Source organism: Streptomyces sp. NPDC001315 (assembly GCF_042896175.1).
In the GTDB taxonomy this organism is placed as follows: domain Bacteria; phylum Actinomycetota; class Actinomycetes; order Streptomycetales; family Streptomycetaceae; genus Streptomyces.
In genome coordinates this window covers 1-12,429 of sequence record NZ_JBIAWZ010000018.1, presented here as the reverse complement: position 1 = coordinate 12,429, position 12,429 = coordinate 1, and the positions used below count along the sequence as shown (strand labels likewise).

The 12,429-nt window shown below is 68.3% G+C and carries 17 protein-coding genes; 10 read left to right on the top strand and 7 right to left on the bottom strand.

Features of this window, described 5'->3' with window-relative positions; genetic code table 11:
- Window positions 1-19: 19 nt before the first annotated feature.
- Together ACFY16_RS33360 and ACFY16_RS33355 are read left to right on the top strand one after the other, a co-directional pair.
- Window positions 20-634 carry a TetR/AcrR family transcriptional regulator gene (locus tag ACFY16_RS33360; protein ID WP_390650958.1) on the top strand — a complete coding sequence of 205 codons (615 nt, stop codon included), beginning with the start codon at window positions 20-22 and terminating at the stop codon, window positions 632-634.
- Window positions 607-819, top strand: coding sequence for a zinc ribbon domain-containing protein (locus tag ACFY16_RS33355; RefSeq protein WP_390651071.1), 213 nt, complete (start codon window positions 607-609; stop codon window positions 817-819). Before ACFY16_RS33360 ends, ACFY16_RS33355 begins: the two co-directional genes overlap by 28 nt.
- Before the next feature lie 105 nt (window positions 820-924).
- Here the strand turns inward: ACFY16_RS33355 and ACFY16_RS33350 are convergent, their stop codons facing one another.
- From ACFY16_RS33350 to ACFY16_RS33335, 4 genes are all read right to left on the bottom strand, one after another.
- Complete coding sequence (locus tag ACFY16_RS33350; RefSeq protein WP_390650957.1) at window positions 925-1,197, bottom strand: hypothetical protein; 273 nt, start codon at window positions 1,195-1,197, stop codon at window positions 925-927.
- A 343-nt stretch (window positions 1,198-1,540) separates the two neighbouring features.
- The gene (locus ACFY16_RS33345) at window positions 1,541-1,987 is read right to left on the bottom strand and encodes a hypothetical protein (RefSeq protein ID WP_390650956.1); all 447 of its coding nucleotides are present in this window, start codon (window positions 1,985-1,987) and stop codon (window positions 1,541-1,543) included.
- Entirely contained in the window at window positions 1,984-2,985 is a 1,002-nt protein-coding gene (locus ACFY16_RS33340; RefSeq protein WP_390650955.1) for a metallophosphoesterase family protein, read from the bottom strand. The genes ACFY16_RS33345 and ACFY16_RS33340 overlap by 4 nt, the downstream gene beginning before the upstream one ends.
- Window positions 2,985-3,290, bottom strand: a complete 306-nt coding sequence (locus ACFY16_RS33335) for a cupredoxin family copper-binding protein (RefSeq protein WP_390650954.1) — start codon at window positions 3,288-3,290, stop codon at window positions 2,985-2,987. The genes ACFY16_RS33340 and ACFY16_RS33335 overlap by 1 nt, the downstream gene beginning before the upstream one ends.
- A 1,006-nt stretch (window positions 3,291-4,296) precedes the next feature.
- Here ACFY16_RS33335 and ACFY16_RS33330 point away from each other — a divergent pair.
- From ACFY16_RS33330 to tatC, 7 genes are all read left to right on the top strand, one after another.
- The gene (locus ACFY16_RS33330) at window positions 4,297-4,899 is read left to right on the top strand and encodes a sigma-70 family RNA polymerase sigma factor (RefSeq protein WP_390650953.1); all 603 of its coding nucleotides are present in this window, start codon (window positions 4,297-4,299) and stop codon (window positions 4,897-4,899) included.
- A 25-nt stretch (window positions 4,900-4,924) separates the two neighbouring features.
- Window positions 4,925-5,713 carry an anti-sigma factor family protein gene (locus ACFY16_RS33325; protein WP_390650952.1) on the top strand — a complete coding sequence of 263 codons (789 nt, stop codon included), beginning with the start codon at window positions 4,925-4,927 and terminating at the stop codon, window positions 5,711-5,713.
- Between the two features lie 410 nt (window positions 5,714-6,123).
- The gene (locus tag ACFY16_RS33320) at window positions 6,124-6,312 is read left to right on the top strand and encodes a hypothetical protein (RefSeq protein WP_390650951.1); all 189 of its coding nucleotides are present in this window, start codon (window positions 6,124-6,126) and stop codon (window positions 6,310-6,312) included.
- 216 nt (window positions 6,313-6,528) lie between these two features.
- Complete coding sequence (locus ACFY16_RS33315; protein WP_390650950.1) at window positions 6,529-6,951, top strand: ATP-binding protein; 423 nt, start codon at window positions 6,529-6,531, stop codon at window positions 6,949-6,951.
- A 283-nt stretch (window positions 6,952-7,234) separates the two neighbouring features.
- Window positions 7,235-7,642 carry a hypothetical protein gene (locus ACFY16_RS33310; protein WP_390650949.1) on the top strand — a complete coding sequence of 136 codons (408 nt, stop codon included), beginning with the start codon at window positions 7,235-7,237 and terminating at the stop codon, window positions 7,640-7,642.
- A 659-nt stretch (window positions 7,643-8,301) separates the two neighbouring features.
- On the top strand, window positions 8,302-8,583 hold the full coding sequence (tatA, locus tag ACFY16_RS33305) for a Sec-independent protein translocase subunit TatA (RefSeq protein WP_390651070.1): 282 nt from the start codon (window positions 8,302-8,304) through the stop codon (window positions 8,581-8,583).
- A gap of 267 nt (window positions 8,584-8,850) precedes the next feature.
- Window positions 8,851-9,843, top strand: coding sequence for a twin-arginine translocase subunit TatC (gene tatC, locus ACFY16_RS33300; RefSeq protein ID WP_390650948.1), 993 nt, complete (start codon window positions 8,851-8,853; stop codon window positions 9,841-9,843).
- Between the two features lie 84 nt (window positions 9,844-9,927).
- On the opposite strand, the gene ACFY16_RS33295 is transcribed toward tatC, so the two are convergent.
- On the bottom strand, window positions 9,928-10,494 hold the full coding sequence (locus ACFY16_RS33295) for a dihydrofolate reductase family protein (RefSeq protein WP_390650947.1): 567 nt from the start codon (window positions 10,492-10,494) through the stop codon (window positions 9,928-9,930).
- Window positions 10,495-10,893: 399 nt separating this feature from the next.
- Window positions 10,894-11,223: a putative quinol monooxygenase gene (locus ACFY16_RS33290; protein WP_390650946.1), complete on the bottom strand. Its 330-nt coding sequence runs from the start codon at window positions 11,221-11,223 to the stop codon at window positions 10,894-10,896.
- A 59-nt stretch (window positions 11,224-11,282) separates the two neighbouring features.
- Between ACFY16_RS33290 and ACFY16_RS33285 the strand changes: the two genes are divergently transcribed.
- Window positions 11,283-11,642 (top strand): MerR family transcriptional regulator, encoded by a 360-nt coding sequence (locus ACFY16_RS33285; RefSeq protein WP_390650945.1) that lies wholly within the window; start codon window positions 11,283-11,285, stop codon window positions 11,640-11,642.
- Window positions 11,643-11,887: 245 nt separating this feature from the next.
- On the opposite strand, the gene ACFY16_RS33280 is transcribed toward ACFY16_RS33285, so the two are convergent.
- Window positions 11,888-12,037 (bottom strand): hypothetical protein, encoded by a 150-nt coding sequence (locus ACFY16_RS33280; RefSeq protein ID WP_390650944.1) that lies wholly within the window; start codon window positions 12,035-12,037, stop codon window positions 11,888-11,890.
- Between the last annotated feature and the right edge of the window lie 392 nt (window positions 12,038-12,429).

Here is a 12,429-nt window from a genome sequence, read left to right as displayed (position 1 = left end):
CCGATTAACAAGGAGAGTCATGGCATCGCAGAGCTCTGGACCCGCGCCGGGTTCGGAACCCCAGCGTCGTCGTCGCGCGGACGCCCAGCGCAACTACGACCTGCTCGTGGCCGCGGCCAGGGACGTCTTCCACGACCACGGCGTCGACGCCCCGCTTGACGACATCGCCCGCCGGGCCGGCGTCGGCAACGCCACGATGTACCGGCACTTCCCGACGCGTCGCGAACTGATCATCGCCGTCTACTCCGAGGAAGTGGCCGAGCTCTGCACCCGAAGCCAGTCCCTACTGGCCGAGGAACCTCCCGGCGACGCCCTCTTCGACTGGCTTCAGGATTTCATCGCCCACGTGGCAGCCAAGCGGGAACTGGCACTGTCGATCACTGATGACCGCACCGGTCAGCGATCGGCACTGTTCGACCGCTGGCACCACTCGATGCACACAGCCGCGTCCGCACTGCTCACCCGAGCGCAAAGCGCCGGGACCGTCCGCGCCGACCTCAACGCATCGGAACTACTCGCCCTGGCCAACGGGATCGCCCTGACCGCCACGGATCCCACTCAAGCAGAGCGACTCGTCCTGCTGGTCAGACAGGGCACGGACACTCCATCGGCACCGACCGACAGCATCTGCTGAAAGCGGCCTGCGAGTGCGGGCACGTCGACCGCAAGAACCGTGTCGACCAGGCCCTTTTCATCTGCCGGAACTGCGGGATCGTTGCCCACGCGGACCTGGACCGGAACGCTTCCCACAACATCGCCCAACGTGGCGCCGTGGTGTGGAATGCGGGGCGTGAGTCACGCGTCCCTGCCACCCCATAGGGGTGCCTGGACGGAGGAGTCCACTCAGCAGCCAACTGGGCACTACCTCCAAGCCCGTTCCTTCAGGACCGAGTCAAGTTGATGGGCAGTCAGGTCAGGTTCCGGTCAGCTAGGTCGGTGGTGGAGCAGGGTGGCCCGTAGCTCGTTCTCGGTGATCTGCTCGGCGGGGCGGTGGAGCGTCCAACGGTGGGCCTCGCCGTCCATGGGCAGCACCGCGACGACGGTCTTCAGCGGTGGGTGGCCGACTTCGCCACCGATGAGTTGGCGGATTATGGCGGCGGTGTCGTCGTCCAGGCCGAGCAGGGCGTGTACGGCATCCTTCAGTTCGCGGAGGTGAGGGCTCGGCCAGGCGATTCCTGGGCGCGGTTCCAGGTACATGGGGGTACTCCTTGGTTCCGGAATTGGTCGGCGGGATGCAGACGGGTGCGCCCCGCCGGCCTGTCTGTTCGCGTAGGGCTTCCACACCGCTGTCCGCCTGCGGCTCGCGCAGCGTGGTGAAGAGTGGTCGGTGGTCAGGCCGAGCCAGGGGGCTTCGGCAAGCAGCAGGGCGTGCAGTGCCCGGGCCGCCACGAAATCCTGGCAACCGGTGAGCACCCGTTTGATCGCCCTGCGCTGCCGTGCCGTTCTGTCGTGGTAGCCCGTGCGGCGATGTGTGGCTTTGCCGGTCCCGCCGCACCCCGAGCCAGGACGCAGGCATCCTGGGCGGCTTCGTGATGGTGGTTCAGTTGAGTGGTGTGCGGTTGGTGGCCCAGTTGGGTGTCCTGACGGGCGGTCGGGCAGCGCGGGGCTGTCTGGTCACGGTCACCTGCCAGATGGCGAGGAGCAGCAGTGTGCCGGTTTCGGCGAGGAGGCTGAGGACGGCTTGTGGCTCGGGTTGCAGACCGTGCTCGGTGAAACCGAACACGCCTACGGTGCGCGAAGCGGTGAAGCCGCCGAGGGCGCCGAGTGCGACAACTGCCGCGGCGGTCCGCAGCAGGGGTGCTGTCCCGACCAGCAGCAGGGCGGCGAGGGCGAAGGAAGCGCCGGCCTGGAGCAGGAACAGGGGGCCGATGATGTGGATGAAGCGGTACCCGTCGATGTAGAGCTGGGCGTGGATGTATCCGCCGGCAGCGAGGGTTGCGGCGGTCGCCGACCGCAGGGTGGGGGCGAGGAATCTTCGGGCGTTCATGCCAGCCTCTGATCCTTGATGGCCAGTTCGCGGTCGCCTTGGCGGTAGCCGACGCTGCGGATGCCGAGTGCGCCTTTGAGCTGCCGGGCGGGGACGACCTGCGGGGTGGGGGCGGGCGCGCGGCCCGGTTTGGGCAGGGGGTAGGCGGTGGTGGTGGCGGAGTGGAAGGTGATGTTGCCCTCTGTCTTGGTGAACAACTGGTGGACGTGCCCGTTGAGACAGGTGACGGAGGAGAAGCGGCGCAGGAGGGCGATGACCTTGAGGGCGTCGTCGGTACTCCAGCCCCACTGCGGGTACATGGCGAACAGCGGGATGTGGCTGAAGACCACGATGGGGGTGTCCGACGACAGTCCGGCGATGTCCTTACGAACGAAGTCGATCTGTTCGTTGCCGAGGTGGCCGAGCTTCTCCAGGCTCAGGGTGTTGACCAGGGCGATGAAGTGCACGCCGTGGGTGTCGAAGCTGTACCAGCCATCGCCGAGCGTGCCCATGCCGAAGGTCTGCCGGTAGGCGCGGCCTGCATCGCCGATGGAGTCGTGCTCGCCCGGCACGGTGAAGATGCGGTCTGTCTTCACTCCGGCCATCAGCTGCTTGACTTTGTCGAACTGCCCGGCCGTGGACAGGTGGGTCAGGTCGCCGCTGTGCATGACGAAGTCCGGCCTGAATCCGAGCGAGTTGACCTGGTTGATCGCTTCGGTGAATGAGCCGACCACGTCCATGTTCGCCGGGCCATGGAATCCGATATGGCTGTCGGAGACCTGCACGAACCGCAGCGCGCCGCTTCCAGCTGCAACGGCCCCGGCGGCGGCCTCGGCGTTGGTGTTCCGGGAGCCCGCGATGTGGCTGATCACCTCTCCACCGGCCACGGTCAGCACTACCGCGCCGCCGAACCACCCTGCATGCCGGAGGAGTTGACGCCGATTCATGCCGTGTTCGGTAGGGGGCTGAGCGGCGTCTTCGGACGATGCGCCGTCGTGACTGTCGTAGTAATCGGTCATCAGGTCACCTCCACGGTGGCGGTCATGAACGGATGGATGGTGCAGAGGTAGGCGTAGGTGCCGGGCTTGGTGAACGTGTAACTGAAGGTGGCGTGGGTGGCCAGGGCGGCCGAATGCAACGGGCCACCCGACCCGGCGCTGGTGACGGTGTGGGCGTCGCTGTCCTGATTGGTCCAGGTCACCGTCGTGCCCGCTTTGACCTTCAGCGTGGCCGGGGAGAATGCGAAGTTCCTGATCGCCACGGCGTTCCCGGTCACCGGTGCGGCCGGCGCTGCCTTGCTCGAGGGACCCTTCGCCATGCTCATGCCGGGCATGGGCGAGGCGCCGAGAGCGGAGCCCGCCGTCTTCCCCGGCCCCGTGGCTCCGGGCGTGCCTGCCGTCTGGTGCTGACCCGGACCGGGTGTGATGGCGTCGGCTCCGGTGGACGAGGAATGCGACGACTGGCCGCATGAGCTGAGGAGCACCAGCGCGCCGGCAGTGGCGATGGTGGCGACGGCCGACCCGACCGCAGTACGTGATCGACGGCCTGGTGTGCGACGGTTCAGGTACATGGTGTCCGTTCCTCACTGATCGGGCGGAGGCGGGGACTGCGCCGGCTGGGCGCACGCAACCGCAGGGATGTGTGTGGATGCCGTGTTCATGGGCGCGTGGCCCTCACGGACACCCAGCGATCGAGCATGGGTGCTGTCCCGTGCAGGTCGCGCGCCTCGACGTGCCCCGCGCTGCGCATCCGCCTTTGCGCGCCGCGAAGGCGCAGTCGGCATGCGGCAGATCCCCGTACGGGGAGCCGCGAGTGACTCGGGGCAGGTCGGCGGTGCCCATACGGCTGGTGCGCGCTGGGCCGGGTGGAGTTCCGCCTTGGTGGTCGCGCAGCCCTCGATCGCTGTGCGCGAAGAGCCCTCGCCGTTGTGTGCGCTGGGCACTGGCCGGGGCTGCGCGGTGGCGCCGACTTCGATGCACGGGGGCGGGGTGAGCGTGGCCGGCGCTAGGAGTGCGTGCGTCGCGTGGTGCTTTTCGGTCACCTCTGATCCATCCTTTGTCGCATGGGGAATCAATGAGGAATTGCGTGTAAGTCGGGTCTTGTCCGGCTCCACGGGTGACGGGGGTCCCACGGTTCGGTAGATATGCACTTTTTGTGAGAAATCTTGGTATCGCTGTCAGAACGACTGGCTTCCCCTGGGGCCGCGCGCGCTCGCTTCTGGTGGTGCCACATGGCGCGGCAGGGAGATGCCGCCCGCGACGCTCACGGAGTGTCACCTGCACTGTGGCGTGTGTCACGGAATAAAGCGGTACATATGCGATGATCGGCATATGCCCTGGAGTTCCCGAAAGCGCGGTCCAAGGACCGATCCGGATCGCTCCGCGCACCGTGTCTCTGGTAAAGGGTCCCTTTCGACCGCAGATGAGGAACTGCTGCGCACGCTGTACGCGGAGCACGCAGGAGCCCTGTTCCACTACGTGCTGCGACTCACCTCAGGAGATTGGCAATGGGCGGAGGATGTGGTGCAGGAGACACTGCTGCGAGCGTGGCAGCATCCCGCCGCGTTCGACCCCGCACGCGGTCCGGCTCGGGCATGGCTGTGTACGGTCGCCCGGCACCTGGTCATCGACGCTCGCCGGGCCCGGCAGGCCAGGCCGGCCGAGGTCGGCGGCGAGGCGCTGGAGCGAGCCGCCGCACAGAAGCCGGGCGAGGACGAGATCGAGCAGGCACTGCAGAGCTGGGCGGTCGCCGACGCCGTCCGGTCGCTGTCCCCGGACCACCGCGCCGTCCTGCTGGAGACCTACTACCGGGGCCGGACCATGGGGGAGGCCGCGCAGGTGCTGGGCATCCCGCTGGGCACCGTGAAGTCGCGGACGTACTACGCCCTGCACGCCCTGCGGCTGGCGCTGCAGGAACGGGGGATCGAGCCATGACCGTGGCGGGCAGGAGGTGGCAACCATGAGTGCGGAGCACGACGCCCTCCGGCTGACGCTGGGAGGATATGTCCTGGGCGCGCTGCCCTCGGCGGAAATGGAACAGGTGCGCGTCCACCTCGCGGAATGCGCCGAATGCCAGGCCGAACACACCCAGCTGGCGGGATTGCCTGCGTTGCTGGCGACGGTGACCGAAGCCGAAGTCTCAGGCCAGACGGTGCCGGCGGCCGACGGGGACCTGGCCGACCGGCTGGTCGCACGGGCAGCCGAGAGCGCGCAAGGGTCCCTGCCCGAACGGCCCGCCGCACCCACGGTGTCGCGGGCGCCAGAGGGGGGTGTGCTGGACAGGCTGCTCCAGCAGGCCGCGGCCCGGCGCCGCAGGACCTGGCGTCTGCAACTGGCCGGCGCTGCCGCCTCGCTGACGTTCATCGCGGCAGCGGTCGGCGGCACATGGTTGGCGGCCATGGGAACCGTGGGCAGTCAGGCGAAGCCGCCCGGGCCGACCGCTTCGATTGCCTGGCGCACCTTCTCCGGAAGCGATCCCACCACCGGCGTCACCGCCTCGGTGAAGGTCTGGCCCTCCGCCTGGGGCAGTGTCCTGCAGGTCTCCGCCAAGGGGGCACCCGCCGGAATCACCTGCCGGCTCCAGGCGGTCGGGCCCGGCGGAGCCAGGGCGGACGGCGCTACCTGGCGGGCAGGCAAGTACCTTGCCGGCGCGACGATCCCAGGGGCGGTTGCCATGTCCCCGGGAGAGATCGAGCACTTTGAGATCCTCGCAGGCAACGGTCAGAAGCTGGTCACCATCCGGGCGTGAGGCAAGGCCAGGACGGTCGCGTCACCGGGCGGCCTCGCCGCTCGGTGACGCGACCACAGCTGTGGGGTGTGAGCCCACCCCGGCACAAGAGGCCAAGAAGACGTCGCCACCGAAGAGCCGGGCGGCCGGGCCGTGGGCGGAGGAGGCCGAAGCCGGCGCGCCGCTCTTCTCGCGGCGCGTCGACGGTTTCTGGGCCCTGGTCACCCGCACCCCCCGCTCCGGCGAACCGGCTCAGTCCTCAGCTGACTTGGTGCGTGAGTGCGCCGACGGGGCACGCACTCCCTGTCCAAGTGGCCGGTGGCGCCGCGCTGGTCTTCACAGCGGCCCGGCCGAGGTGTTCCCCGTCCCGCGCGCGAGCGCAGGTATGCGGTTCACCAACGGCCGGCGACCTCAACTCTCCTCTGCCTCCGATGCCCGTGCAGCCCGCAGAAGAGGATCCAGGCCGTCTGCACGCCGAGGGCCGCGACCGAGCCGAGACGCGGGCAGGGACGTTCGTCCGGCTCCACGGCGTGACGTTCCCGCAGGGCCGTCCGGACACGAGTGAGGGGACCGAGCTGCCGGTGCCTGGTCCGGCCGAGTACGGCATCGAGCTCTGGTAGGTGCGAGTGAGCCCAGTCAGGCCGCAGGCATCGACATGACTCGCAAGAAGTAGAACAAAAGGGGTGAACAACTCGAACCGTTCGGCATGCGTCGCCCGTGGAACTCAATGAGCGCGCCCCATGCAGGGTCCCGCCTACCGACCGCCCCCGAAGTTGTTGGCATTCTCCCCCGTTCCGGTCTCCGCACATCCACGGAAGAGCCAGAAGACCATGTTTGTGACCGATTCCCACAGCCCGAGTTCACTGCTCGGCGGGCCCTGCCACCAGCAGGCGCTGCTCACCCTGCCCGCGCAGGAGGCGCACGTCTCCGCCGCTCGTCACTTCGCGGCCGATCTGCTGGACACCTGGAAGGTGCCCGCAAGCGAGCGGGACTCCGCCGTTCTCATCGTCGATGAACTCGTCGCCAACGCCGCCCAGTACGGCCGCGAGCGCATGACCCTGCTGCTCGTCCTCGACGACGGCACTCTGCACATTGTGGTCACTGACTCCGGTACGACCGTGGAACGCCATCGCCCCGCCATCGCCCCCGACGAACACGGCCGCGGCACCGGCATCGTCCAGTACCTCGCCCAGTCGACCGAGGTCCACCAGACATGCAGCGGCCGCGAAGTCCGCGCCTGCCTGAGGTGCTCGCCATGACCGGGCCGGACGTTCCACACGAGCTGCGACCCCCTGCCGGGTCCGGCACTGCAGCACAGCGACGGGCTACTGGGGCGGCCACGGCGCCACGTCACGACGACCCCGCCGAGTGGGCCTTCGCGACCCACAAGCCGTACCCCATCGACGGCTGCCCGGGCCCGGCCCAGGTGCCCCTGCGGCCCGCGGCACACCCATCGGCCCTTGATCACGGCGACCACGGCCGCGACACGGTGCTGTGTCTACGCTGCGGTGCCGACCCCTGTGTACAGGCGGAGGTGTCAGCGTGAACGTCACCACGAACAGCGGCCAGGGCATCGGCACTCCGCCCCCGCATGAGGCGTATGCGAATGCGCCAGACCTGCGCCGCGAGATGCACCAAGTGCTCGTTCTGGGAGCCGAACGCGACGGCCGCCAGGCCCGTCACCGGCCCCCGGTCGATGCGACGGCCGCCGAACGGGTCTGGCTGCTACGCCGGGCCGCCCTCATGGACCGGATGGCCCTGGACGACGACCCCGGCCCGGTCGCAGCCGCCGCAGAAACCGCCGAACAACTCGTCCTGCACGACCGCCGCCATCCCGACCTGGTGGCCGGCCCGCACTACCCCGACGCGATCATGCTCGCCCCCAGCCGCCGACTCTACGTCCGCCAGGAGTACGCCGCCTGGACGGCCGCCGGGTGCCCCGGAATCTGAACGACCCCGACCCGACAGGAAAAAGGACACATGACCCGCAAGGACATCGACACCCGGCACGTCTGCGCAGCAGCCGGCCAACTCCACTCGCCTCGCCTCCCACGCCCGACAGCCATGCGTGATCATCGCGCCGGCCGGCAACAGGAACGGTCACGACAGGGAAAGCTGATGAATCCGACGAATCCAATGAATCCAATGAATGCAACGTGGCCGAACGCGAAGACCCATAGGTCTTTTCAGGTGCCCGAACGTGCATCCGTCGGTGCAGAGCCTTGCCCGGTCGTGGACATCGACCGCGTCCAGCAGCGTGGTGTCCCGGCCGAGTGCGGCGGGGCCGCGGAAGGGGAACTCTTCGCCGTATCGGCGGACGGGCAACGGTGCTGGACGCGCCCGCCGACGGCAGCGGGCCGTCGTCCGCGGCCAAAGGTGTGCGCCTGCCGACGCGTCAACCTTCCGCAAGGCCCGGTCGTGGGCGGGGCGCTTCTTCGGGCAGCGGCCGAGGTTCTGCGCGCGCCCGGACAGCGATGGGGGCATGCTCGGGGCGGCAAGACACGATGCGCCGCGGGCGCTCCCACTCTCACCGCTGCCGCGCAGGAACAAGCGGCACGGATCGCCGAGGCAGGTATGAGGGCCTACGCGTTCGAAGGGGTGGTGTGACGATGTTCCGCAATGCGCTGGAGCCCTGGCACCTGCTGATCCTGGTCGCGGTGGTGGTTTTGATCTTCGGCTCGAAGAAACTACCCGATACTGCCCGGGCGCTGGGCAAGGCCATGCGAATCCTCAAGAGCGAGACCAAGGCCATGAAGGACGACGGCGCCTCGAACGAGCCACGCCCCGAGCCTGAGTCTGCACCGGGACCGCAGACGATCTCGGGCGCTCCCGGAGACACCGCCACCGCCCGCACCGCGCCCCCGGACAGCACCACCGGCCATGGAGACTGAGCCCGGTCCTGCGCGCCCCTGGCTCATCCCCGCGGGAGACGCTGCGCGAAGCCTCGCCGGCGGGCTCACCTCTTGCGTTGTCGGGCCGCCCGCGTCGTTGTCTGCAGTGTCGGCCGGCGTCTTGGTCGGAGCAGCGCTGCTTCCTGGACGCGCTACCGGCCGCGACCGGCGCCGTGGTGAGTTCGCGCCCGACCGAGTGACGGAGAAGATCGAGCACTGAGGCAGGGCCGGTGGTCTCCGGTCTGCCGCACGAGATGAGGACGTGTCGTGTCCCAGTCGGCCCGCAACAAGGAGAAGGATCCCGAGGGGCGGATGCCGCTCGCGGAGCACCTTCGTGAGCTCCGCAACCGGCTCGCCAAAGCCGTCCTTGCCATCCTGGTCGTCACGATCGCCGCGGCTTTCTCCTACAAGGGCATCATTGACTTCTTCACCAGGCCGGTGCTGGGCTCGGTCGGCTGCCCGACGTCCTTCTCCGATCTGGCCAGGAAGACCGCGGACACCACCTGCGCGCGGATCACGATCAATGGTCTGCTCGCGCCCTTCACCCTGGCGCTGAAGGTGTCCCTGATGGCCGGCGTCGTGCTGGCCTCGCCGGTATGGCTGTACCAACTGTGGGCGTTCGTTGCCCCCGGCCTGCACAAGCACGAACGGAAATACGCCTACGCGTTCGTCGGCACGGGCGCCCCGCTGTTCTTCGGCGGCGCCTTCTTCGCCTACAAGGTGCTGCCCACGACCGCGAAGGTGTTGATCGACTTCACCCCGCACGGGGTGGACAACCTGCTGCCGCTGGACGATCTGCTCGACCTCGTCGCCCGCATGGTGGTCGTCTTCGGTCTCTCCTTCGAGATGCCGCTGCTGCTGGTGATGCTGAACCTCACCGGAGTGCTGTCCGGCCGGCGGATGCTCGGCTGGTGGCGCCGAATGATCGTGGGGATCACGGTCTTTTCGGCTGTGGCGACACCGAGCACGGACCCGCTGACCATGCTGGCGCTGGCCGCGCCGATCTGGGCGCTCTATTTCGCCGCCGTTGTCTTTTCGCTTCTCAATGACCGGCGCAAGGCCCCAAGAGAGGCAGCGGGACCCGGCGACGACGAGACCTCCGACCTCGACCTCTCGAGGCCCGGGACAGGGTGCGCGGGCCCACCGCCCGCGCCGGAACGAGAGGAAGGCAGCCGGGGCGACATGGACGGCAGCCGATCTGCCGGACATGACGGGACGCACCGTGGTGATCACGGGGGGCGACGAGTGGGATCGGCCTGATCACCGCCGTGAACCGGCCCGCGTCGGCCGGAGCGTCTCGACCAGGGCACCCGGGCCGAGAGACTGGCGCGCGGGTGCTGCTGCTCAGCGCCTCGTCTCGTACCTGGTCAGGACCACGCCGCCGGGAAACGTCCGCGTCTCCACCAGGTTCAGGTTCACCCAGTCGTCCAGCGCGGTGAAGAACGGCGTGCCGCTGCCCACCAGGACCGGATGGGCGGCGATCGCGTACTCGTCGATCAGTCCGGCGCGCATGGCCGCCCCGGCGAGCGTTGCGCCGCCGATGTTCATGGGGCCGCCTTCCTCGGCCTTGAGCCGGGTGATCTCGGCGATCGCGTCGCCGGTGACCAGGCGGGTGTTCCAGTCGACCTTGTCGATCGTCGAGGAGAACACCACCTTCGGCGTGTCCCGCCAGTTCCGCGCGAACTCGATCTCCGCCGGGGTGGCGCCCGGCTGCTGGTCGCCGGTCGGCCAGTAGGAGCTCATCGTCTCCCACAGCTTGCGCCCATACAGCGACAGGCCACTCGCCTGCTCGTGGTCGAGCCACCACTGGAACAGCTCGTCGCTCGGCGGTCCGCTCCAGCCGATGTCGTCGCCGGCCGTGGCGATGTAGCCGTCCAGGGTCAGGTTCATGCCGTAGATCAGTTTCCGCATGGCGCAGCCTTCCGTCCGTGGGTGCCCGGCGTATAGACCAGCGCGGCGCGGGAAACTCATCGGTGCGCGATCTGGGCTCGCCGGTAGCCCTCGTGCTCGGGGCTCAGCGTGGTGTACTCGGCCGACTCGGACAAGCCGCCTGATCTCGACCTCGCCCTCGCGAGGAAATGCCACGGATTTGAGACTGATCATGGGTGACAAGGCCGTGAGACAGCCAAGAACGCCCAGGTCACGCAAGATCGACAGGTCACGAGCGGCGAGATCCCACACCGTGTGTGGGATCTCAAATCCAGCTTCACAATCTCACCGCCCGCTTCATATCGACTGCACTTATGAAGTGGCCGCGAGACACCGCAGGCACGCTCACTCGCTCTGGCGCCGGCGCCTGCCGTGGCACTCTCAGGCGGGACTCGGTTCGGCTTCGGGGTACGGGCTGAGCATGGTGTCGAAGTAGCCCTCCGGGGCTCCCTCCAGGAAGGTCGACAGGTTTTCCAGGAAAGCACGCAGCGAGGGCGTCGCGTTGTGCCGGTCCAGGTCTTCCTGCGAGCGCCAGACCTCGTACAGGAAGAACCGGCCGTCCTCGTGCTCGTGGAGGTGGTACTGCAGGTTGCCGGGCTCTTGCCGAGTGGGTTCCACGAAGGAGGAGAGGATGCGCCGGACCTCGTCAGCGCGCTCCGGCCTGGGCCGAAGGAAACCGTAGAGGGCGATGGGGTGATCCGTGTTCGTCATGGCCCTCACGTTAAAGTCTCACATCAATGTGAGATTCAAGAGGCTGTGAGGAGCGCCACATGAAGATCGGTGAGCTTGCCGCCGCGACGGACACCTCCGTCCGGCTCCTGCGCTACTACGAGGAGCAGGGCCTCCTGGCGTCCTACCGTCTCGACGGCGGCCACCGCCGCTACGACGACAGTGCCCCCGCCGCGGTCCGCCGCATTCGCGGACTGCTGGACGCCGGCCTCCCGACCCGGGTCATCCGCGATCTCCTGCCGTGCGTCCGGCAGGACGGCACGGTCGCCGAATGCAAGCTGGAGACCCTCCAGGAACACCTCCAGGGCCTGGACGACCGGATCTCAGCGCTGTCGGAGACCCGCACCTCATTGGCCAAACTCATCTCCGCCACCCGGACCCATGCGTCGGCACCCGCGTAAGCCCGCGCCGCCGCTACCGCGCGTCCGCGACTGCAGGAAGTGCAGCGGGGGTTGAAACAGATCTTGCTGAAGCGGCGTGAGACAGCCGGAGAGCCCACAGGTCACGGCACTGCCGTATGACGCAGAGCGCGAGAACCCACACCGCCTGTGGGGTCTCGGATTCTGTGTCGGGACCTCCGGTCGGATGTCGGATCGGAGTCGGATGCGACACAGAGTTGAGACTCGCAGTTCGCCACCATTGGCGTTCAGCCCCAGATGCATTCGGTCGTGTCGTCGTGGCCGTCGTTCGGAAGGCCCGCGTAGACGCGCAGGGACGTCCAGGTGTTGGGCAGCTGCCGCCGTTGGAGGGTCTCTTCGAACTTCTTCCCGTACGCGCCCCAGGGCCCGGCGTTCACCTGACTCTTGTGAGGAGGCCCGGACGGCGCCGCATCCTCCGCCTCGCGAAGCACTGGCCCTGGACCGGCATCATCACAGACGCCCTCGAGCGGCTCGAAGCTCTGCCGAATCCCGGCTGACCAGCAGCATTGCCCGTCCTACGAATCGCACCACCACACCGGAGCGTGGGAACCGGCGCCCGCCCGACGTGACAGCCGGGCCACCAGCATGCCCGCAAGCAGAGAACTCCGCTCTGACCGAGCGAAAAGGGTCAGTCAGCAAGCTGACGGACCCTCATGCAAGATCGAGGTTAACCTCAATACCGGTGACTTAAGTCCCGTCGCTGGTAGTGTATTTGGCCGGGAGGTGCCTGGATGCCACGGCCGGGTCAGGTCAAGCCGGAGACGGACGA

Bases quoted from the DNA above. Each gene is read 5' to 3' on its own strand.
- ACFY16_RS33290 (WP_390650946.1), bottom strand. From the start codon at position 11,223: ATGACGAACACGGATCACCCCATCGCCCTCTACGGTTTCCTTCGGCCC.
- ACFY16_RS33340 (WP_390650955.1), bottom strand. From the start codon at position 2,985: ATGACCGATTACTACGACAGTCACGACGGCGCATCGTCCGAAGACGCC.
- ACFY16_RS33350 (WP_390650957.1), bottom strand. From the start codon at position 1,197: ATGTACCTGGAACCGCGCCCAGGAATCGCCTGGCCGAGCCCTCACCTC.
- tatA (WP_390651070.1), top strand. From the start codon at position 8,302: ATGTTCCGCAATGCGCTGGAGCCCTGGCACCTGCTGATCCTGGTCGCG.
- ACFY16_RS33320 (WP_390650951.1), top strand. From the start codon at position 6,124: ATGCCCGTGCAGCCCGCAGAAGAGGATCCAGGCCGTCTGCACGCCGAG.
- ACFY16_RS33325 (WP_390650952.1), top strand. From the start codon at position 4,925: ATGAGTGCGGAGCACGACGCCCTCCGGCTGACGCTGGGAGGATATGTC.
- ACFY16_RS33345 (WP_390650956.1), bottom strand. From the start codon at position 1,987: ATGAACGCCCGAAGATTCCTCGCCCCCACCCTGCGGTCGGCGACCGCC.
- ACFY16_RS33330 (WP_390650953.1), top strand. From the start codon at position 4,297: ATGCCCTGGAGTTCCCGAAAGCGCGGTCCAAGGACCGATCCGGATCGC.
- ACFY16_RS33335 (WP_390650954.1), bottom strand. From the start codon at position 3,290: ATGAGCATGGCGAAGGGTCCCTCGAGCAAGGCAGCGCCGGCCGCACCG.
- ACFY16_RS33285 (WP_390650945.1), top strand. From the start codon at position 11,283: ATGAAGATCGGTGAGCTTGCCGCCGCGACGGACACCTCCGTCCGGCTC.
- ACFY16_RS33295 (WP_390650947.1), bottom strand. From the start codon at position 10,494: ATGCGGAAACTGATCTACGGCATGAACCTGACCCTGGACGGCTACATC.
- ACFY16_RS33360 (WP_390650958.1), top strand. From the start codon at position 20: ATGGCATCGCAGAGCTCTGGACCCGCGCCGGGTTCGGAACCCCAGCGT.